Here is a 20274-nt window from a genome sequence, read left to right as displayed (position 1 = left end):
TGGCGGACGCCGCCGGCCGCACCCGGCTCTCACGGTAGAGAGCCGCCTCGGGGCGCGAGCGTCGCCTGCGCAAAGCGATAGTCAAGCTTCGCTTTCCGAGAGCGTTTGCACGATTCGGCAGATGGTCGCTCTCACGGTAGGGAGCCGCCTCGGGACGTGAGGAGCACCTGCGCAAAGCGGTAGCCTGCGTACGCCGCGGGACCGTTAGCACAATCCGCCGTCCTGCGCTCCCCCCTGGAACCCGTCGCATTCCGGTGGCACCGTTTCCGCATGCCGCTTCCCCCGCTTCTCTCGCAGATCCCCCGCCGAGTGCGTCCCTTGCTCGAAGACGACTCCCTCGGCCTCCTTACCCGCGGGTACGACTTCGGCGACAGCATCTGGCGTCGCGTGCGCGCAGGAGCCCGATCCGCACCGCTGCGACTGCTGGGCGATCCCGCGATCCTCGTGCGCGGTGCCGAGGGTGTCGCCCTGTTCTACGACGAGCAGCGCATCCGGCGCGCTGGTGCCATGCCGACGATCGTGCGGGAGCCCCTCTTCGAGCACGGCTCTGTGCACGCTCTCGACGGCGAGGACCACCGCCACCGCAAGGCAACGTTCGTCGAGGTGGCCTACGACGACGCGCAGGTCACACGGCTGGCGCCGTGGCTGGAACGCGAGTGGACGCGCGAACGCGACGCCTGGCTCGACGGCGGCACTGCGAGCGCGTACGACGCCGCGGTCGGCGCACTCGGGCGCGCGATCATGGGGTGGGCCGGCCTCCCAGGAACGCCGGCGGCGAAGACACGGTGGTCAGCGCGTCTCGCGCAGATCGTCGACGGGTTCGGCGTGCCCTATTCACCGCAGTACGCGCTGGCCTTCCTCAACCGCGCGTGGTCCGACAGGCATGCCATGCACCTCATCGAGGCGGTGCGTGGGGGGACGCTGCGTCCGGAGAAGGGCACGGCGCTGGAGCGGTGGGCACGGCATCGTTCGCGCGACGGCCGGCTCCTCCCCGCCCACACCGCCGGCGTCGATCTGCAGAACAGCATCCGCCCGATGATCGCGGCCGCGCGCTTCGTCGCGTTCGCCGCCAAGGAGCTGCACGACCACCCCGATTGGCGGGAGAGGATCGCGGAGGAGACGGCGGAGCGCGGTGTGCTCGTCGGCGGGCCGCTGGCCACGATGTTCGCGCAGGAGGTGCGCAGAACCGGCCTGTTCGTGCCCATGCTGCCGGGCCGCGCGACGACCGACATCGAGATCGACGGCCAGCACGTGCCACGCGGAGGCCGAGTGCTCATCGACATCCTCGGCACCGACACCGACGACGGCTCGTGGGCCAACCCCGAGCGGTTCGACCCGGAGCGCTTCCGCGACGTCGAGGACTATGAGGCCGTGCCGACGTTCATCCCGCAGGGCGGCGCCGACGTGGCCACAGGTCACCGGTGTCCGGGCGAGAAGCTCGTCATCGCGGGTCTCACGGCCGCGATCGCGGTGCTCAGCGACCCGCGCCTGACGATCCTCGACAGCGGGCTCGGCGTGAACCGCCGACGCCTGCCCACCAAGCCGGCATCCGGAGGCCGCGTGCGGTCGGCGAAGGGATGCCCTTTCCACTGAGCACGACCACCGCGACGAAGACACCGACGAGACGGAGGATGCGATGAAAGCACTGACCTGGCAGGCGAAGCGCACGGTGACGGTCGAGGAGGTCGACGATCCGGTGATCCAGGATCCTGGTGATGCCATCATCCGGGTGACGTCGTCGGCGATCTGCGGCTCGGACCTGCACCTCTACGAGCTGCTCGGACCGTTCCTCGACCGCGGCGACATCCCGGGGCGGGAGCCGATGGGCGAGGTCGTCGAGGTCGGCTCAGGCGTCACGCGGCTCGCCGTCGGCGACCGGATCGTCGTGCCGTTCACGATCGCGTGCGGCGAGTGCTTCATGTGCACGCGCGGGCTGCAGTCGCAGTGCGAGACCACGCAGGTGCGCGAGTACGGCACCGGGGCGGCGCTCTTCGGTTACACGAAGCTGTACGGTCAGGTCGCCGGCGGTCAGGCGGAGTATCTGCGCATCCCGCGCGCCGACTACAACCACATCGCCGTCGGACCCGACCTCCCCGACGAGCGCTACCTCTTCCTCAGCGACATCCTGCCGACGGCATGGCAGGGGGTGGAGTATGCGCACGTGCCCGAGGGAGGGACGCTCGTGGTCATGGGTCTCGGACCCGTCGGTCAGCTGGTGACCAGAGTGGGCCGGCACCGCGGCTATCGCGTTCTGGCGGTCGACCCGGTCGCGGAGCGGCGGGCGATGGCCGAGCGACACGGCATCGAGACGATCGACCTCGATGACGACGTGGCCGCCCGTCTCGTGGATCTCACGGATGCACGCGGCGCGGATTCGGTGGTGGATGCCGTCGGGCTCGAAGCCCACGGGAACTCCGGCATCGAGCTGGTGCAGAAGAGCGTCGGACTGCTGCCGGACCCGCTCGCCCGCCAGGTGTTCGAGAAGGCCGGAATGGACAGGCTCGCGGCTCTCCACGCCTCGATCGACGCCGTGCGACGCGGCGGCACCGTCTCTCTGAGCGGGGTGTACGCGGGCGACGCCGACATCCTGCCCATGAAGACGATGTTCGACAAGCAGATCAGCCTCCGCATGGGCCAGTGCAACGTGAAGAACTGGGTCGACGCGCTGCTGCCGCTCGTCGAGGACCCCGCCGATCCGCTCGGCGTCATGGATCTCACCACGCACCACGCACCGCTGGAGGATGCGCCAGAGCTCTACCGCACGTTCCAGCGCAAGGAGGACGGCTGCATCAAGGTCGTGCTGCACCCCATGTCGGCGTGACGGCCGCCCGCGCGGGCCGCATTCGGCGCCGGCTGTTCCGTGCCGTCGCGGAGGTCTCGGCGGAGGTGAACCGGCGCGGGCTATTCCGTGCCGTCGCGGAGGTCGGCAGGGGCGTCCGATCCGTCGTGCCCGCCGAGGTCCTCCTCGTCGACGTCGCCCTGCCCCTCGTCGCCGAGTTCGGCGTCGAGCGGTTCGTCACCCTGCGTCTCGGGTTGCCCGGTATCGGTGGGGAAAGTGCCGTCGGTGAAGTCGGCGCCGAGCCGGTCGTCCTGTCCTGGCAGTGCGTCTTGACCTGCCACCGCGTCGGGGTTGGACATGTCGTGCTCCTCTCTCTGGGAGAGCTCAGCATGCACCGCCGACGCGTCTCGCGCACCCGTCTTGACAGGGCGCCGGTCGCCGGTCTCGATCAGCGGACGTTGGCCTCGAGCCAGGGCACCGGGTTGATGGGGCTCCCGCTGATGCGCACTTCGAAGTGCAGGCACGAGCCGATGGTGTATCCCGTGGTGCCGACCTTGCCGAGGAACTGCCCGGCGACGACGTGGTCGCCCACGTTGACCGCTCGCGTGCCGTAGTCCATGTGACCGTACAACGTCGACACCGCCGACCCGCCCAGGTCGTGCTTGATCTGCACCGTCACGCCGTAGCCGCCGTAGCTGTCCTGCGACATCGTCACCACGCCGTCGGCCGCCGCGTAGATCGGGGTGCCGACCGGAGCGGCGTAGTCCTGGCCCATGTGGCTGCGGCCGGGACGGCTCGCGCCGAACCCGTCGGTCATCGAGTAGCTGCCAGGCGCCATCGGGATGATGACCTGTCCCGGCTTTGCGATGGGCGCGATGCCGCTGCGCGCCGTCGCGGCCGCGACAGCACGGATCTCTTCGAGCTCGGCAGGCGTGGTCGCCGAGAACGCACCGCGCACGACGACCTCGGGCAGCTTGTCTCCCTGCACCGTGAGCGACTGAGCGGGGATGCCCGGTGCGTCTGCGGATGCTGCGGCGACGGCCCCGCCGGTCTGGGCGAGTCCGATGGCCGGGAGAGCGGTTCCGCCCACGAGAGCGGCGATCGCGAGTGCGGCACCGACCGTGCGGACGGGACGCCGCCGGCCTGCTGCCGGGGCGGGCCGTTCGGGAGTACGCACCCCGGATGCCGGAGCCGTCGCCCGTGAGCGACGCGGCGCCCGGCGACGGGGACGGCGGGCACGGGGCGCGGGCTGCTCGCCTCGGGAAGCGTCGGCGTCGGCGATGCCGACCTGCGGGTCGCTGTCGTCGCTGCTCTCGTGGCCGAGGCCGGCTGCCGAGGCGGCGAGTGCCACGGATGCGGCGAAGGCCTCGGTGGCAGCAGGCGCCGCGGCGGCCTCCGGTACGACAGCGCCTTCGGATGCTCCTCCGGTGCCGGATGCCGGAACGGCGGCTTCACCCGGAACGGCGGCTTCACCCGGCACGGTGGCTGCGGGGGCCGACTGCGCGGAAGGGGTCGCTTCGGTCGCGGACGCGGCGCGCGCTCGCTCGCGGCGCAGGTCTCGTCGCAGAAGCACCCGCGGGGTTCCGGCATCCGAGCGGGGGGACTCGGCCGGGATCACGGATGTGGACGCGGTTTCGGGTGATCGCGAAGTGATGGTGAAGCTCCTCAGCAGACGAAGACGTCTGTTACCGAAACGTAACCATACGCTCGTTCCGCGCTGGTGCCAAATCCGTTCGCGAGATGACCGAAAGGCGTCGCGTCGTCGTCAGGCGCTGAGACGGCGGAACGACACCCCGGCCCGCTCTAGTACCCGCGCCGCCCGCGTCGATGAGCCGACGAGAACCGTCATCGCGCTCAGGCGTGCCAGCGGCAGGTCGCTCGCCGAGTCGGTGTAGAGCGTGTCGATGGCCTCATCGCGACGGCTGCGCACGAAGGCCTCGACCTTCGCCGCGCCGACGTTGTGGCGGGCGAAGCGGGGTCCCCGCCGCGTGAACACGAACTCGGAGGCGTGCAAGGGCGCGGCATCCGCACCGATCTCGGTGAGGTATCGCATCGCGAGATATCGCTCCGTCGCCGTGGTCACCAGGGCGTCGCCCTGCTCGATGCCGTCGCGAAGCGCGGCGACGACCTCGGGGGCGACGTTGCCGGGCCGCGATGCGAGGCGGCGTGCGGCCTCATCGGCGAGGCGGTGGTACCCGTCTGCGGCGAGGCCCGACAGCGCCAGGTGGACGATGGCGCGGTTGCATCGGGGCCGCACATCGCCGCGGGTCCCCGCCATGGCCGCAACCGCGGCGAGCGCGGCGACCGGGACGACGAGCCACGGGCGGCGACGCAGACGCGAGAACACCACGGTCGCCATGGTGTCGGAGCGGCTGAGCACCCCGTCGAGGTCGAAGACGACGGTCACTCGCCGTCGACCGAGCGCTCGATGATGAGGGAGACCCGATCCGCGCGGTAGACGTCGACCGCATACTCGAGGCACTCCCCCGTGTCGGTGAAGGTGCGGCGGGTGAGCTGCAGCCCTCCGGACGCCCGTGTCGTCGACAGGTGCGCGCTGGTCTCGGCATCCAGCACGATGACCTCCAGCTCGGCCGATGATCGGGCGAGGGTCAGGTGGAAGCGCCGGCGCACCTCCTCCCACAGCGATCCGGAGAGATCTCCGTCGAGAAGACCGGGCACGAGATCCGCCCGGTAATAGGTGGTCTCCAACGCCAGCGGCTCGCCGTTCGAGCGCCGCAGCCGTCGCAGGGCGTACACGGGGTGACCGGGACGAACGTCGAGTCCGGCCGCCACCTCGTCGTCGGCCTTGCGCTCCTCCGCCCAGAACAGCTCGGCGCCCGGCTGCCGTCCCGAGCGCGCCACCTCTTGCGAGAACGATCCGAGCCGCAGCTGCACGCGCGGTTCCGACACGAACGTGCCTCGCGTGGCGTCGCGGTGCACGCGCCCCTCGCGTTCCAGCATCCCGAGGGCGCGGCGCAGGGTCATGCGGCTCACGCCGAGCTCGACGCACAGCTCGCGCTCCGGCGGGATCGGAGCCCCCACGGGAAGCTCACCCGCATCGATGCGCGCGCGCAACTCGGCGGCGATGCGCATGTAGGCGGGTACGCCAGGTTTCGCGGGTGTTACATTCTCCCGATTTTCCGCCGTCACGGTTGACACGCTACCCGCCATCACCCTACCGTACCTTGGTATATACCAAGTTGGTCTATACCAACCATCCCGCCCAGCGAAGGTCGAGTCATGGAAACACCCGAATCCCCCACCTCGTCCGGCCAGACCGGCACCCGCATGAAGCGTGAGCTCGGGCTCTACGCATCCTTCGCCGTGGCCTTCGGCTTCGTGTCGATCGCCACCGGCATCTTCACCACCTACGGCGCGGTGCTAAACAGCAGCGGTCCCCGCGGAATCTGGGCGTGGCCGATCGCCGTCATCGGGCAGACCATGGTCGCGCTGATCTTCGGAGCCCTCGCCGCCCGCATCCCGATCAGCGGCTACGCCTACCAGTGGGTGTCGCGTCTGGCGAACCCCATCCTCGGCTGGATCACCGGATGGGTGTCGTTCGCGTTCCTCGTGATCGTCGTCGTCGCGGTCGACTACACCATCGCCGCGACCATCCTCCCCGAACTGTTCGGCTACGCGCCGACGCCCACGAACTGCTGGGTCATCACCGCCGTCGTGATGCTGTTGCAGGCCATCCTCGTCGCCCTCAGCACCAAGGCCACCAACCGCGTCAACGAGGTCGCGGTGACCGTGCAGATCATCGGCATGATCGGCATCACCGTGCTCCTCTTCGTCGTCGGCGCCGTGATCGGGCGGCTCGACTTCACGCAGCTCTTCGCCACGGCGCCGGTCGCCGAAGCCGGCTACTGGGACTTCGGCGGGCTGACGAACGCCGGCCCGTTCCCCCTCGCCTTCCTGCTCGGGGCGTTCACCATCGTCGGCTTCGAGTCCGCCGCGAACCTCGCCGAAGAGACCAAGAACCCGGAGCGCGTCATCCCGCGCGCCATGGTGCAGGCCGTCGTGGCCCTCGGCGTGCTGGGGATGCTGTTCCTCATCGCCGTCACCGCCCTCGCGGGCGACACCGCCGAGCTGGCGACGTCCGCCACGCCGGTCGCGACCGTCATCACCTCGGTGCTCGGCCCGGTCGTCGGCAAGGGCCTGCTCGTGCTCGTCGTGATCTCGATCTTCTCGTGCGGTCTCGTCATCACCCTCAGCGGAACGCGCCTGATCTGGGCGATGTCGCGCGATGAGCGGTTCCCCGCCTGGCAGGTGCTGCGGAAGGTGAGCCGCAGCCGGCACACCCCGGTCGCCGCGACCGTCGGGTACTTCGTCATCACCCAGGCGATCCTCGCGATCTTCAGCAGCGCCAACGACGCCCTGTTCGTGCTCTTCTCCGCCGCGACCCTGCTGCCGGCGATCATCTACGCCGGAACGGTGCTGCTCTACATCGTCACGCGCAGGTCGCTCCCCGCCAGCAAGGGCTTCACGCTCGGCCGCTGGGAGGTGCCCGTGCTGGTGCTCGCGAGCGTCTGGCTCGTGTACGAACTGCTCATCTTCCGCGACGTCTCGTTCGAGCAGCCCCGCCTCTACGTCGGCATCATGCTCGTGATCGGCATCGCCTACCTCGTGTACCTGCTCGTCACGCGCGGGAGGAAGGGACTCACCATGCCCGACATGCAGGATGTCGACCGGGCCTTCGACGAAGACACGATCACCACCGCCCCGTGACCCCGCAGCCGTCAATCGAAAGAAGCACCACCATGAGCTCGCACACACCGTCTCGCACCGTCGCCGTCATCGGCGGGGGCATCGTCGGGTCGGCCCTGCTGTACACGCTCGCGCACCGCGGCGTCGACGCCGTGCTGCTCGAGTCCGAACCGTCGCTCGGTCTGGCCGCGAGCGGCACCAACTCCGGGGTGCTGCACACCGGGTTCGACTCCACGCCGGGAGAGCTCGAGACCGAGCTGATCCTCCGTGCCGCGCGCATCCGCCCCGGCATCCTCGAGGCTCTCGACGTACCCGTCATCCACACCGGTGCCGAGCTCGTTCCCCGCACCGACGACGACGCCGAGACGGTGCGCGCACTTGCGGCGAACGCCGCGCAGAACGGGGTCGAGGTGCACATCCGCGAATCCGACGGCACCCTGCTCGTGCCGGGCGAGTCGGTGAGCGACCCCGTCGCCTTCACGCAGGCGCTGGCGGCGAGCGCCGTCGCCGCCGGGGCGTCAGTGGAGCTGAACGCGAGGGTGACCGGGATCACGCCGGCCGGCGACGGACTCGACATCGAGATCGCCGACGGCCGGCGCATCCGGGTGGCGGCGGCGGTGAACGCGGCGGGCCTCTACGCCGATGAGGTCGCGCGTCTGGTCGGGGACGACTCGTTCGAGATCTACCCTCGCAAGGGCGAGTTCTTCGTGTTCGAGCTTCCCGACGGACAGACCCTCGACCGCATCATCCTGCCCGTGCCGACCAAGCGCACGAAGGGTGTCCTCGTGTTCCCCACGCTCGACGGCAAGGTCGTCGCCGGCCCCACCGCCGTCGACCTCGACGACAAGGAGGACTGGTCGGTGCGGACCGAGGCGCGCGAGGAGATCCTCGCGAAGGCCGTGCAGCAGTTCCCCGCGCTGGAGGGTCTCGAGCCGATCGCGAGTTATGCGGGCCTGCGCCCCGCCGGGCGGGACTGCAACTACGTCATCGGCCGGTCGGAGAAGAACGGCCGGCTCATCAACGTCGCCGCCATCCGCTCCACCGGACTCACGGCATCGCTCGGCATCGCCGACTACGTCGCCGGCATGCTTCCCGAGCTCGGCGTCTCGGTGGGCGACCTGCGCCCGCCGACGCCCGCGGCTGCCGCCCCGCAGGACGGCCCCTGGTGGCAGCGCACCGCGCGCTACCGCTCGCAGCCCTCCTCCTGACAGCATCGGGGGCGGATGCCGTGCACGCGTCCGCCTCCACCCCGACCGAAGGACCACGCACTCATGACCACCGTTCTGGCGATCGACCAAGGCACGTCTGGCACCAAAGCCGTCGTCGTCGACCACGGGGGTCAGGTTCTCGCGCTCAGCGAGGTGTCCATCCGCCCCACCTATCTCCCCGGCGGCGGCGTCGAGCACGACCCTGAGGCGCTGCTGGAGTCGGTGCTGCGCGCCGGACGCGTCGCCGTCAACCAGGCCAAGGTCGACATCGACGTCGTGACGATCGCGAACCAGGGCGAGACCGTGCTCGCGTGGGATCCGGAGACGGGCGACCCCCTGTCGAACATGATCGTCTGGCAGGACCGCCGCGCCGAGTCGATCTGCGATGAGCTGCGCGACCGGGCGGACGACATCGCCGCGCGCACCGGGCTCGTGCTCGATCCCTACTTCTCTGCGCCCAAGCAGGCGTGGGTCCGGCGCAACGTCACGCGCGACGGCGTGGTCACCACCTCCGACAGCTGGCTGCTGCACCGCCTCACCGGCGAGTTCGTGACCGACGCGTCGACGGCGAGCCGGTCGCTCGTGATGGACCTCGACCGCGTCGAATGGGACGGCGAGCTGCTCGAGCTGTTCGGCCTCGGCGACGAGCGGATGCCGGCGATCCTCGCGTGCGACGACATAGCCGGCACCACGACAGCCTTCGGCGGCACGGCATCCGTCGGCGGGCTCGTCGTCGACCAGCAGGCCGCGCTCGTCGCCCAGGCGTGCCTGCAGCCGGGCGAGGCGAAATGCACGTTCGGCACCGGAGCGTTCCTCCTGGCCAACACCGGCCGCACCGCTGTGCGGTCGACGGCGAGCCTGTCGTCGTCCGTCGCCTGGCAGCAGGGCGGGCACAGCACCTACTGCCTCGACGGGCAGGTGTACACCGCGGCATCCGCCGTGCAGTGGCTCGAGAAGCTCACCTTCATCGACACCGCCGCCGACATGGACCGCGTCGCGGCTGACGACGCGCAGGGCGTGCTGTGCGTGCCCGCACTCGCGGGCCTGGCGGCGCCGTGGTGGCGGCCGGATGCCACGGCCACGTTCACCGGCATGACGCTGTCGACCGGCAGCGAGCACCTGGTTCGCGCGGTGCTCGAGGGCATCGCCGCGCAGGTGGCGGAGCTGGCCCGTGCGATGGCCGCCGACCTCGGTCAGCCGCTGCAGCGCCTGCGCGTCGACGGAGGACTCACGCAGAGCCGCGTGCTCATGCAGGCGGTCGCCGACCTCATGCGCATCCCGGTCGACGTGTACCCCTCGCAGCACGCCACGCCGCTCGGCGCCGCGGCCCTCGCCCGCTGCGCCATGAACCCCGGCCTCGCCCTGGAAGACGCGATCGTGCCGTGGTCGCCGTCGCACACGTACGAGCCGCAGTGGTCGGATGCTCGGGCCGAGGAGTTCTCGGCTCGCTGGAGGGCCGCGGCAGACGCGCTGGCCTGAGCGGGCGGGCTCAGGCGCCGCCATGCCAAACTGGATGCGTGACTGAGTCTCGGAGGCCGGCCGTCGTTCGCGGCTTCGCTTCAGCGACCCTCGCGATCTTCATCGCACTGGCCGGGCACGTCTCTGGCGGCGGACTGATGCCCGGTGTCCTGGGCATCGCCGTCCCCTGGCTCTTGTCTCTCATGGTGTGCGTGCTCCTCGCGGGCAAGACCCTGTCGCTCATCCGTCTCTCTCTGTCGGTCGGCATCAGTCAGTTCCTCTTCCACCTGCTGTTCGTGCTCGGCACCGTGACGCCCTCTGGGTCGCCTGCTCCGCATCACATGCACGACGCACCGTTGGTGCTCCCTACTGTCGCCGGCGTCGACGACGCGGTCGTCGCCGACGGGTCGATGTGGATCGGACACCTCGCCGCGGCGCTCACGACCATCGCCGCTCTCCACTGGGGCGAGCGGATCGTGCATGCGCTGCGCATCCTCGCGGCTCAGGCCGTGCGGTGGCTGCGGCGATGCCTCTCCGTCGACATGGTCCACGCCCGACCGCGCGCCCCGCATCGGCTGCGCGGCGACTTCCTCGTCGCCTCGAACGCGGCCTCCGCTCGTCTCGCGACCCTGCGTGGCCGCGCGCCCCCCGTTCGCCTCGCGCTCTGATCCGACCCGCATCCACCTTCGAGGGGTGTGGTGCGTCGCTGCCCGTGCACGAGAGTGCGCAGGCGTCTGAACGCAGTTTTCGGCGTCCGCTCGCGGGCGCCTGTCGAGAGGCCCATCCATGTCCCCTTTCCGCAGGTATGCGGCGGGGCTGATGCTGGCTGCCATCGCGGTGATCGCGACGGCAGCACCGGCATCCGCCCATGACCAACTGATCGTGAGCACTCCGTCAGACGGCGAGCAGCTCGCCGCCGCTCCGTCGAGCGTCTCGTTGACCTTCTCGGGCGACCTCCTCGTGCTCGACGAGGCGTCGACCGGCGCTGTGGTGCTCGTGGTCGACGCCTCGGGCACCGACTGGGTCACCGGTGCGGTGACGGTGTCGGGCAGCGAGGTGACGGCCGAGCTGGCACCGGACATGCCCGTCGGGGGCTATCAGGTGCGATGGCAGGTCGTGTCGGAGGACGGGCACCCCGTCTCGGGAGTGATCCCGTTCGCCGTCGGCGACTCCGCGCCGATGGTGGCACCGTCGCGCACGGATACGGGAGGAGCACCGTCGGCCGACTCGCCGACAGTCGCGACAGATCAGATCGCAGATGAGTCGAGCGGCGCCCTCCGGATGCTGCTCGTCGGCGGGATCGGAGCAGCGGTCGCCGTTCTGCTTCTCGTCATCGTTCGAATCGTTCTCCGTCCCCGGACGGCGGCCGCGACGCCAGAGACCGGCGATTCCGCGGCACAACTCTGAAAGGCAACAGTCATGAAAACCACCAGTACCACCACGGCCCCGCTGTCACGTCTGCTCGCGGTCACCGCGGTCTCGCTGCTCACGCTGACCGGCTGCGCGACGGAGGCCGCTCCTGCCGTCACCGAGAGGGCACCCGCTGGCGACACCGTCACCATCGAAGACGCCTGGGTCAAGTCTGCGGATGAGGGCATGTCCGCCGCGTTCGGCATGCTCGTCAACAGCGGAGACGTCGACGTGACCGTCGTGTCGGTCTCATCCGACGCGTCGAGCATGCTCGAGCTCCACGAGACCGTCGAGAACGAGGCCGGCGAGATGGTCATGCGCGAGATCGAAGGGGGCTTCGTCATCCCTGCAGGCGGTGAGCTCCTCCTCGAGCCGGGCGCGAACCACATCATGCTCATGGATCTCACCGCTCCGCTGCATGCGGGCGACGAGGCCGCGTTCACGCTCACGTTCTCGGACGACACGACCTACGAGTTCACCGCACCGGTGAAGGACTACTCGGGCGCGAACGAGAACTACGAAGAGGGCGACGATCACGAGGGCATGGATCACTGATGCCCGCGCCCGCTGAGGGCGCCCACTCCCGTCGCATCGGATCGACTCGGCGGCAGTTCCTCCTCGGAGGGGCTGTCGCCGGGGCCGGCGCGGTCGCGGCGGTCGGAGTGGACCTCGCCCTGAACCGCCCCGGCAGCGAGCCGCAGGTCGCGGCGACGCCGATGAACGGCGAGGAGACCGTGCCATTCTTCGGCGTGCACCAGGCCGGCATCGATACCGCTGCTCAGGCGCACGGCGTCTTCGTCGCCCTCGACCTGCATGACGACGTGGACCGCGACGCGCTCACCCGACTGATGCGCATCCTCACCGACGATGCCGCCCGCCTCACGCAGGGAGAGCCTGCGCTCGCAGATTCCGAACCCGAGCTCGCGCTTTCGCCCGCGCGACTCACGGTGACGTTCGGCTTCGGGCCAGGCCTGGTCACGCGAGCGAACGGGGCGGCGCCGAGCTGGCTCGCGCCGCTGCCCGCGTTCCGCGTGGACAGGCTGCGACCCGAGTTCTCCGCCGGAGACCTGCTGTTGCAGATCGCCGGGGACGATCCGCTCACGGTCGCTCATGCGACACGGATGCTGCTGAAGGATGCCCGCGGCTTCGCCAACATCCGCTGGACTCAGCAGGGCTTCCGCCGCGCCTACGGCACAGAACGTCCCGGCACGACCATGCGCAACCTGTTCGGCCAGGTCGACGGCACGACGAATCCACAACCGGGCACCACGGACTTCGACCGGGTCGTCTGGACTGACACCGACGGCTGGCTCGCCGGCGGCACCGGCGTGGTCGTCCGCCGCATCCGCATGGACCTCGACAAGTGGGACCGCCTCGACCGCAGCGGCCGCGAGGCATCCGTCGGCCGGACACTCGCCAACGGGGCCCCGCTCACCGGCACCGACGAGTTCGACGAGCCGGACTTCGAGGCCAAGACCGCCATCGGATTCCCCGTGATCCCGCAGTTCGCTCACATCCGGCGCGCACGCGGAGATGGCGCGGAGCGTATCTTCCGCCGCGCCTACAACTACGACGAACGCCCCGCCGGCGCTGAGGTCTCCGAGTCCGGCCTCATCTTCGTCTCGTTCCAAGCCGACATCGACCGCCAGTTCATTCCCATGCAGCATCGGCTGGACGAGCTCGACCTGCTCAACGAGTGGACCACACCCATCGGCTCGGCCGTCTTCGCGGTCCCGCCGGGATGCCGCGACGGCGGATTCATCGGCGACACCCTCCTCACCTGAAAGCCACACCCGTGACCCTCACCGACACCCACACGCCCCACCCGCCTCCGCGCCCACCCCTCCTCGCCGTCGCGGGTGGTTCGGCGCCCTCCTGCTCCGACTGCACTTCTACGCCGGCATCCTCGTCGGCCCGTTCATCCTCATCACCGCGCTCAGCGGTGCGCTGTACGCGCTCACCCCGCAACTCGAACAGGCCGTCTACGCCCATGAGCTTCACGCACCGAAGAGCGACACCACCCTGACTCTCGCCGCGCAGATCGAGGCGGCCGACGCCTACTTGGGCGACGATGCCGCCCTGTTCGCCGTCCGCCCGGCACCTGAGAACGGCGACACCACGCGCATCATGTACGCCGAGGACGGTCTGGGATCCAGCGAGTCCCGCGCCGCGTTCATCGATCCGGGCACAGGAGAGATCCGCGGCGACCTCGTCGTCTACGGCACCAGCGGCTCCACACCACTGCGCACGTGGATCAGCAATCTGCACCGCAGCCTCCACCTCGGCGACCCCGGACGCGTCTACAGCGAGCTTGCGGCATCCTGGCTCGGAATCGTCGCCGTCGCTGGCCTCGCGCTGTGGGTCATCCGCATCCGCAGAGCCAGGGCGAAGAAGGACTACCTCCGCCCTAACCGCGCGCACAAGGGCTATCGTCGACTGTTCGGATGGCACACCTCGGTCGGCATCTGGATGCTGCTCGGCGCCCTGTTCCTCTCCGTCACCGGCATCACCTGGTCCCAGTACGCCGGAACCAACGTCAGCACCCTCCGCGCTGCCCTCGACTGGGGCACACCATCGGTGAACACCGCCCTCGACGGACGGGCCGCGGGTGCCGACGAACACGCCCACCACCACGGAGCGGAGAGCGCCCCAACCGGGGCCGCGAACCCGGCGACCTTCGACGCGAACCTCGCCATCGCACAGCGCGAGAACACCGGCCAGGTCGAGATCAGGCCGCCCACCGAACCCGGCACCGCATGGACGGTCCGCGAGATCAAGACCAGCTTCCCCACCGAAGGCGACTCCCTCGCCATCGACGGCACCACCATGCAGGTCGTCGACCGCATCGACTTCGCCGACATGTCGTTGCCGGCGAAGCTCGCCAGCTGGGGCGTCAACCTCCATATGGGAGTCATGTTCGGCCTCGCCAACCAGATCATCCTCTTCATCATCGCCATCGCACTTGCCGGCATGGTCGTCCTCGGCTACCTCATGTGGTGGAAACGACGCCCCCTCAGAGACACGAGCCGCGTGGTCGGCCGGGCACCCGCTCCCGTGCTCCGAGAAGCACCGTGGTGGGGAATCGCCGCGGTCGCGGCGGCTTCGGTGCTCGTAGGGCTCTGGCTGCCGCTCGTCGGCTGGACGCTTCTCGGCTTCGTCGTGGTGGACATCGTGCTTCGTCGGCGGAGAACACCCCGTACCCGTCGTACACCCCACGACCCAGTGCCGTCGCGTGGCGAGCCCGCTTGCCCCCCACCCGAGCCGCGGCAGGCTCAGGCGCTGGGCGCGGTTCGTTCCGCACGAACCACGACGTCGCGGAGCACCATGCGGTGACCGCCGTGCACCCCGGCGTCTCGCTCGCGCACCCCGGCCGTGCGGATCGTCCAGAGAGGCGGATCGAGGACCCCGCGGATGCGCTCGGGGGCTGTGACCGATCCCTCCGGATGCGCAGGGGCACCGTGGTGGCCCGGCGCGTGGTGATCGTGTCCGACGATCAGCAGTGTGCCGCCGGGAGCGACCCATCGCGAGATGCGGTGGTAGAACGCGTCCTGGCCCATCGTCGGATGCGCGTAGAACGTGGTCACCAGGTCGTACTGACGGTCTGGCTCCCAGCGGGTGAGGTCTGCCTGGACCCAGTCGACGCCCGAGGCATCGGCAGCGGCAACCGCGCGAGCCACCGCGGTCGCCGAGATGTCGACGGCCGTGACCGCCCAGCCGTGCCGCGCGAGCCAGACCGCCTCGGCCCCTTCGCCGCTGCCCGCGTCCAGCGCCGAGCCGGGGGTCAGCGTGGAGAGCTCCGCGGCGAGCGCGGGGTGGGCGGGCAGCGGTGCTCGGGACGACGCCTGAACCCAGTGGTCCTCCCAGTGCTCCGCGTCGAATCGTTCGCTCATCGGCCCGCTCCCGTCGCCCGGGCGAGGGCGGAGCGCACGCGGCCGTAGATATCGTGCAGCGAGGGCGCCTGCGCCGCCGGACCGTCGTCCGAGCGCCTCACCCACTCGTCGAACGTGAGCCGCATGCCGAGAGCGAAGGTCTCGGCCACTGCGTGCGCGTCGAGTACGTCCAGATCCGGGCCGCTCTGCAGGGCATCGGCGATGCGCTGTGTCAGCCGCGCCTCGCTCTCGAGGCCCGCGGCGAGCAGGGACGGGTTGTCGCGCATCAGCCGGCGCACACGCAGGAACCGGTCACGCCCCTGCGGATCGGCGTCGAAGACCGTCGTCATTCCCTCCCAGGCCGACTCGAGGTCGCGCAGCGGGTGGGCGGCGGATGCGGTCTCGGCGGCGCCGAGCAGCTCGGGCTCGAGACCGGAGTCGTCGACGAGCACCGCCGCCTCCTTGGTCGCGCAGTGACGGAAGAAGGTCGTGCGCGAGATGCCGGCCGCCGCGGCGATGTCGTCGATGGTCGTCGCCGAGAAGCCGTTGCGCTCGAACAGGTCGACGGCGGTCGCGGCGATCGTGCGCGCGAGCTCGCGACGGCGGCGTTCGCGCAGGCTGGGCGCCGGTGGCGCGGTGAGTCGCGATTCCCGGGTAGTCCACGATCAGCCCTGCCGCGTCGTACCGCAGGTCGCACGCGACGTCGAAGGTCGACGATTCATAGTGGAAGAGGATCTGCTCCGAAGCGGTGCCGATCAACGTGTAGCGCTGCTCGAGCCGTTCCACGCGCAGATCCTCCGCCCGGACGAATGCCGCCGGCACGTCGACCGCGGCTCCCTCGATGAGGTCGAGACGGTGCAGAGGAAGGGTGTTCGTCACGACCGACGACTCGAAGTCGACGTCGACGCATCCGTCCAGCTCAGGAAGCGGCTCCCCGTTCGCCGTCCACCTGCCCCCCGGGTCACGCGTGAGCGCCAACTCGCGTCTTCCGGCCGCCGTCAGCGTCGATGCGCGCACCTGTACGGTTTTCCATGAACCATCCACCGTCACGTCGTAGCCGACCGACCACGACGAACCGGACTCGCGTGCGGTCGTGTGACCGCGCAGTCGATGACCCTCGGGCAGCTCGGTGAAGAAGGCGACCTCGAAGCCGACTCTCGCCCCGACGTGGTTCCAGCTCGCATCCTGTGGTGGCCTCAGCTTCATGCAGCACTCCTTTTCACGAACTCAGCCGCGCGGCGATCCCGTCGAGGACCATGCCGAGGTGTCGTTCGAATCGCTGATCGCCATCATCGTGGAGATGGCCGGCCTGTTTGACGAGCGGCACCCCCTCGCCCAGCCAGTCATCGCGCTGTTCCACGGAGTACCGCGATGGATCGGTGGCGGCCGACTGGCTTCGCGCCTGTTCTTCGATGACGAATCCGACCACGAACGCCGTGATGATGTCGACCGCGTCGTCTGCGTCGGCGGGGTTCCATCCCTGCGCGACCCAACGTTCGAAGAGGGGCTCCTTCGCGCGGACCACGTCCGGGTCGGTGATCCGCGTGCCGCTGAAGATGCGCGCCCCATCGCGGTGCGGCAGGTACTCGGCGCGCAGGACGCGCGCGTAGGCCGCGAGGTCGTCACGCCAGCCCTCGCCCGGAGGCATCGCGGCGAACGCGACCGCCACGCGCCGCATCACCTCGGTCGCCATCTCGTCGAGCAGCTCCTGCTTGTTGCGCACGTGCCAGTAGAGGGCGGGTGGACGCACCCCCAACCGGGAGGCGAGCGCGCGGACGGTGAGGTCATCCATGCCCTGATCGTCCAGGAGTTCCAGCGCCGCCGTGACGATCCGCTCCCGCGTGATGCCTTTGGTCATGATTGACACCTTAACAAAGTTAAGGCATCCTGGCAGAGCTATTGAACTTAGTTAAGGAGAACCGATATGCGTGCTGCAGTCTTCACCGGCCCCGATGCCTCCCCGGTCTGTGCCGACGTCCCCGAGCCGACGGTGCCACCCGGCGTCGAGCCGATGCGCCTCGTCGGAGCCGGCCTGCACAACGTCGTCCGCGGACTCGCGACCGGCCAGCACTACGGCAGCGGTCAGATGAGCTATCCGCTGATCCCCGGAATCGACGCGGTCGCCCGCACGGACGACGGGCGGCTGGTCTACACCGGCTACGCACGTCCACCCTTCGGGACGATGGCCGAGCAGTTGTTCGCACCATTACAGGCGGAGGTCCCCGCAGGCGCTGACCCGCTCGAGATCGCGGCGGGGATGAACCCCAGCCTGTCCGGCTGGATGGTGCTCACTGCGCGACGCAAGGAGATCGGCGCGCTGGGCACCGTGATCGTGCTCGGCGCTACCGGCATGTCGGGCAGCCTCGCCGTGCAAGGAGCGTGGGCACTCGGAGCAGAGCGCGTGGTCGCTGCCGGACGCGATCCGGAGGCGTTGGAGCGGCTGCGCGAGACGGGAGCGACCACCGTGTCACTGGCGCACGACGGTCGAGACGATCTGGAGAGCGCGCTGGCCGACGCACTGTCGGACTCGTCGCCCAGCCTCGTGCTGGACTACCTGTGGGGGCACGTCGCCGAGGCCACCTTCGCCGTGCTCGGTCGTCGCGGCGAGGGCACCGAGGCGGACACCTCCTATGTGCAGATCGGCACGCTCGCCGGGCACCATGCATCCCTTCCGGCAGACCTGCTCCGCAGCCGCCGGATACGGATCAGCGGCAGCGGCGCCGGGTCCGTGGCCCACGAGGAGATGCTCGCCGAAGCGCCCGCCGTCATGGCGAGATTCGCCGACGGGTCGCTGCACCTGCCCTACACCGCGTTCCCGCTGAGCCGCATCGATGAGGCGTGGGCGCACACCGGCCGCAGCCACGCCGTCGTCGTGCCGGACTGAGCCGTCCTCCGGTCGAAGCAACCGAAGGGAAGGAGAAGCGACAGCTCAACAGCCCGAGGTCCTGAAGCCAGCGCAATTGGAGCAGACCATCGGGACCGAACCGTTCAGCGTGCGTCTTGGCGCAGCGTACCGCCCAACCGTTGCGACCTAGGTCGTGCGAAGGAAGAGGCGATGCTCACCGTGTCGCCGTCCGAGACCGGGTCGTCCGACTGCGCCGCGAGTTGACCCGCTCTGGCGCCGACGCCAGCCCGTGACTCATGCTCACCCACGACCGCGACGTCTCGTCAGCAGCATGACCACCGGGGAGATCATCGCCGAGTTCCTCATCGACCCTGACAAGAACTACCAGCGCAAGTAATCCCGCGCCACACGTCAACACCCCAGGCAACTTAAAAGTCCTGAGCCGCGACCGACCAGTTCGTAAACTATGTCGCGACTCAGGACAACTGTGCGCGAGGGGGGACTTGAACCCCCACGTCCGTACGGACACTGGCACCTGAAGCCAGCGCGTCTACCATTCCGCCACTCGCGCGAGCGTCTCGTTCCGAAGAACTCAACTTCCCGAGGATATCACGCGTTCCGGCCCGTCATGAACACGGCGGGAGCGCGGGCGAAACCGGCCGTGAGGCGTCGTCCGGGGGCGTTCACTCAGGACACCTGGCTACGATGTCCCTACCGGTCGGCATGCCAGAGGAGCCCAGTGGGACTACTTGACAGCTTTGAGAAGGGTCTCGAGCGCGCGGTCAACAGCGCGTTCGCGAAGACCTTCCGCAGCGGCATCCAGCCCGTCGAGATCGCCTCCGCCCTGCGGCGCGAGGCCGACACGAAGGCGGCTGTGGTCAGCCGCGACCGCATCATCGCGCCCAACAGCTACCTGGTGCGCCTCAGCCCCGACGACGCCGAGCGCATGCGCGGGCTCGGCGGCACCCTCATCGACGAACTGCACGCCCTGCTGAGCAAGCACGGCCGCGCGCAGGGGTACAGCTTCGCGGGTCCTCTGTCGATCGCCCTCGAGGCCGACGACAAGGTCGCGACGGGTACGGTGCACGTCACGACGACCACCGTCGAAGGGCGGGTCGATTGGCAGGCCGTCGTCGAGGTCGATGGACGCCGCCACCCGATCACCCGCGCGCGAACGGTCATCGGTCGCGGTTCGGATGCCGACATCACGATCGCGGATGCCGGTTCGAGCCGCAAGCACGTCGAGATCCTGTGGGACGGCGAGCGCGCCATGATGCGCGACCTCGGCTCCACCAACGGCACGAAGGTCAACGGCGCCAAGGTGCGCGAGGCGGCGCTTCCGAGCGACACGACCCTCACGATCGGCCGCACCGACATCGTGTTCCGCATCGTGCCCGTCACCACCCGTGCCCGCCCGGCGCGGCCGCGCGACGACGACGCCACCCGCGCTTTCGGAGCGATCTGATGGGGGGCCGCGCCGATGCCTGAACTCACCCTGCTGCTGCTGCGCATCGGGTTCCTGGTGCTGCTGTGGTTCTTCGTGTTCGCCGTGGTGTATTCGCTGCGCTCCGACCTCTTCGGCGTCAAGGTGCGCAAGCTCCCTGCCGAGCAGGCAGCGGCTGCGGCATCGGCCCCGGCCCCGGCGGCCGCGCCCCGCCCGGCTTCCGCCAAGCCCGCGTCCACGGGGCCCGCCACGATCGCCACCGCGAAGAAGCTCGTGATCACCTCAGGACCCAAGGCCGGCCTCGAGCTGCCGCTCGGGACCGACGTGCTCACGATCGGCCGATCGAGCGAGTCGTCGCTCGTCATCCGCGACGACTACACCTCCAGCCATCACGCGCGTCTGCTGCTCCGCGGCGACACCTGGGCCATCCAGGACCTCGACTCGACCAACGGCACCTTCGTCGGCGGCAAGCGCGTCACCGGCGGTCCCGTCGGCCTGTCCCTCGGCACACCGATCAAGGTGGGCGCCACGACCTTCGAGCTGCGAGCCTGACA

The 20274-nt window shown here is 69.8% G+C and carries 20 protein-coding genes, 1 tRNA gene and 1 pseudogene; 13 read left to right on the top strand and 9 right to left on the bottom strand.

The features are described 5' to 3' along the window. The first annotated feature begins 270 nt into the window (after positions 1–270). Together AB663_RS04400 and AB663_RS04395 are read left to right on the top strand one after the other, a co-directional pair. Positions 271–1593 carry a cytochrome P450 gene (locus AB663_RS04400; protein WP_067196179.1) on the top strand — a complete coding sequence of 441 codons (1323 nt, stop codon included), beginning with the start codon at positions 271–273 and terminating at the stop codon, positions 1591–1593. A gap of 43 nt (positions 1594–1636) precedes the next feature. After that, complete coding sequence (locus AB663_RS04395) at positions 1637–2821, top strand: alcohol dehydrogenase catalytic domain-containing protein (RefSeq protein ID WP_067196177.1); 1185 nt, start codon at positions 1637–1639, stop codon at positions 2819–2821. 80 nt (positions 2822–2901) lie between these two features. Here AB663_RS04395 and AB663_RS04390 read toward each other — a convergent pair whose 3' ends face one another. The 4 genes from AB663_RS04390 to AB663_RS04375 form a co-directional block, all read right to left on the bottom strand. Beyond that, positions 2902–3138, bottom strand: coding sequence for a hypothetical protein (locus AB663_RS04390; RefSeq protein ID WP_067196175.1), 237 nt, complete (start codon positions 3136–3138; stop codon positions 2902–2904). 89 nt (positions 3139–3227) lie between these two features. Further along, a complete protein-coding gene (locus AB663_RS17525) occupies positions 3228–4352 on the bottom strand; it encodes a M23 family metallopeptidase (protein ID WP_232304632.1) in 1125 nt (374 codons plus the stop codon). A 192-nt stretch (positions 4353–4544) separates the two neighbouring features. Further along, on the bottom strand, positions 4545–5186 hold the full coding sequence (locus AB663_RS04380; protein ID WP_067196173.1) for an HAD family hydrolase: 642 nt from the start codon (positions 5184–5186) through the stop codon (positions 4545–4547). Continuing rightward, positions 5183–5872: a GntR family transcriptional regulator gene (locus AB663_RS04375; RefSeq protein WP_067196171.1), complete on the bottom strand. Its 690-nt coding sequence runs from the start codon at positions 5870–5872 to the stop codon at positions 5183–5185. Before AB663_RS04375 ends, AB663_RS04380 begins: the two co-directional genes overlap by 4 nt. A gap of 147 nt (positions 5873–6019) precedes the next feature. On the opposite strand from AB663_RS04375, the gene AB663_RS04370 reads away from it, so the two are divergent. The 8 genes from AB663_RS04370 to AB663_RS04335 all read left to right on the top strand — a co-directional run bounded on the left by AB663_RS04370 (position 6020) and on the right by AB663_RS04335 (position 14895). Next, on the top strand, positions 6020–7507 hold the full coding sequence (locus AB663_RS04370; RefSeq protein ID WP_067196169.1) for an APC family permease: 1488 nt from the start codon (positions 6020–6022) through the stop codon (positions 7505–7507). A 32-nt stretch (positions 7508–7539) separates the two neighbouring features. Next, the gene (locus tag AB663_RS04365) at positions 7540–8694 is read left to right on the top strand and encodes an NAD(P)/FAD-dependent oxidoreductase (RefSeq protein WP_067196167.1); all 1155 of its coding nucleotides are present in this window, start codon (positions 7540–7542) and stop codon (positions 8692–8694) included. 63 nt (positions 8695–8757) lie between these two features. Next, complete coding sequence (locus AB663_RS04360; protein WP_067196165.1) at positions 8758–10173, top strand: FGGY-family carbohydrate kinase; 1416 nt, start codon at positions 8758–8760, stop codon at positions 10171–10173. A 38-nt stretch (positions 10174–10211) separates the two neighbouring features. Then, positions 10212–10820 (top strand): hypothetical protein, encoded by a 609-nt coding sequence (locus AB663_RS04355; protein ID WP_067196163.1) that lies wholly within the window; start codon positions 10212–10214, stop codon positions 10818–10820. A 118-nt stretch (positions 10821–10938) separates the two neighbouring features. Then, a complete protein-coding gene (locus AB663_RS04350) occupies positions 10939–11559 on the top strand; it encodes a copper resistance CopC family protein (RefSeq protein WP_232304631.1) in 621 nt (206 codons plus the stop codon). Between the two features lie 12 nt (positions 11560–11571). Next, positions 11572–12117 carry a copper chaperone PCu(A)C gene (locus AB663_RS04345; RefSeq protein ID WP_067196162.1) on the top strand — a complete coding sequence of 182 codons (546 nt, stop codon included), beginning with the start codon at positions 11572–11574 and terminating at the stop codon, positions 12115–12117. Then, a complete protein-coding gene (locus AB663_RS04340) occupies positions 12117–13346 on the top strand; it encodes a Dyp-type peroxidase (protein ID WP_067196160.1) in 1230 nt (409 codons plus the stop codon). Before AB663_RS04345 ends, AB663_RS04340 begins: the two co-directional genes overlap by 1 nt. A 91-nt stretch (positions 13347–13437) precedes the next feature. Then, positions 13438–14895 (top strand): PepSY-associated TM helix domain-containing protein, encoded by a 1458-nt coding sequence (locus AB663_RS04335; RefSeq protein WP_083511321.1) that lies wholly within the window; start codon positions 13438–13440, stop codon positions 14893–14895. Here the strand turns inward: AB663_RS04335 and AB663_RS04330 are convergent. The 4 genes and pseudogenes from AB663_RS04330 to AB663_RS04315 form a co-directional block, all read right to left on the bottom strand. Next, positions 14835–15452 (bottom strand): class I SAM-dependent methyltransferase, encoded by a 618-nt coding sequence (locus AB663_RS04330; protein WP_067196158.1) that lies wholly within the window; start codon positions 15450–15452, stop codon positions 14835–14837. The genes AB663_RS04335 and AB663_RS04330 overlap by 61 nt on opposite strands. Next, on the bottom strand, positions 15449–15883 hold the full coding sequence (locus tag AB663_RS17335) for a hypothetical protein (RefSeq protein ID WP_232304630.1): 435 nt from the start codon (positions 15881–15883) through the stop codon (positions 15449–15451). The genes AB663_RS04330 and AB663_RS17335 overlap by 4 nt, the downstream gene beginning before the upstream one ends. Positions 15884–16130: 247 nt before the next feature. Further along, positions 16131–16637: pseudogene (locus AB663_RS17735) on the bottom strand (putative glycolipid-binding domain-containing protein); the annotation flags it as partial. Positions 16638–16650: 13 nt separating this feature from the next. Next, positions 16651–17289, bottom strand: coding sequence for a TetR/AcrR family transcriptional regulator C-terminal domain-containing protein (locus AB663_RS04315; protein WP_067196154.1), 639 nt, complete (start codon positions 17287–17289; stop codon positions 16651–16653). Between the two features lie 66 nt (positions 17290–17355). Between AB663_RS04315 and AB663_RS04310 the strand changes: the two genes are divergently transcribed. Further along, a complete protein-coding gene (locus AB663_RS04310) occupies positions 17356–18315 on the top strand; it encodes a quinone oxidoreductase family protein (protein ID WP_067196152.1) in 960 nt (319 codons plus the stop codon). Between the two features lie 449 nt (positions 18316–18764). Here the strand turns inward: AB663_RS04310 and AB663_RS04305 are convergent. Next, positions 18765–18847: transfer RNA gene (locus AB663_RS04305), tRNA-Leu, on the bottom strand. 168 nt (positions 18848–19015) lie between these two features. Here AB663_RS04305 and AB663_RS04300 point away from each other — a divergent pair. Both AB663_RS04300 and AB663_RS04295 read left to right on the top strand, forming a co-directional pair. Beyond that, positions 19016–19741, top strand: coding sequence for an FhaA domain-containing protein (locus AB663_RS04300; RefSeq protein WP_067196149.1), 726 nt, complete (start codon positions 19016–19018; stop codon positions 19739–19741). A 15-nt stretch (positions 19742–19756) separates the two neighbouring features. Next, complete coding sequence (locus tag AB663_RS04295; RefSeq protein ID WP_067196147.1) at positions 19757–20272, top strand: FHA domain-containing protein FhaB/FipA; 516 nt, start codon at positions 19757–19759, stop codon at positions 20270–20272. Positions 20273–20274: the final 2 nt, after the last annotated feature.

The sequence above is a fragment of the Microbacterium sp. XT11 genome, assembly GCF_001513675.1.
Lineage (GTDB): Bacteria > Actinomycetota > Actinomycetes > Actinomycetales > Microbacteriaceae > Microbacterium.
Note: the sequence above shows the minus strand (reverse complement) of the source record. Positions and strands in the feature narration are given on the sequence as shown.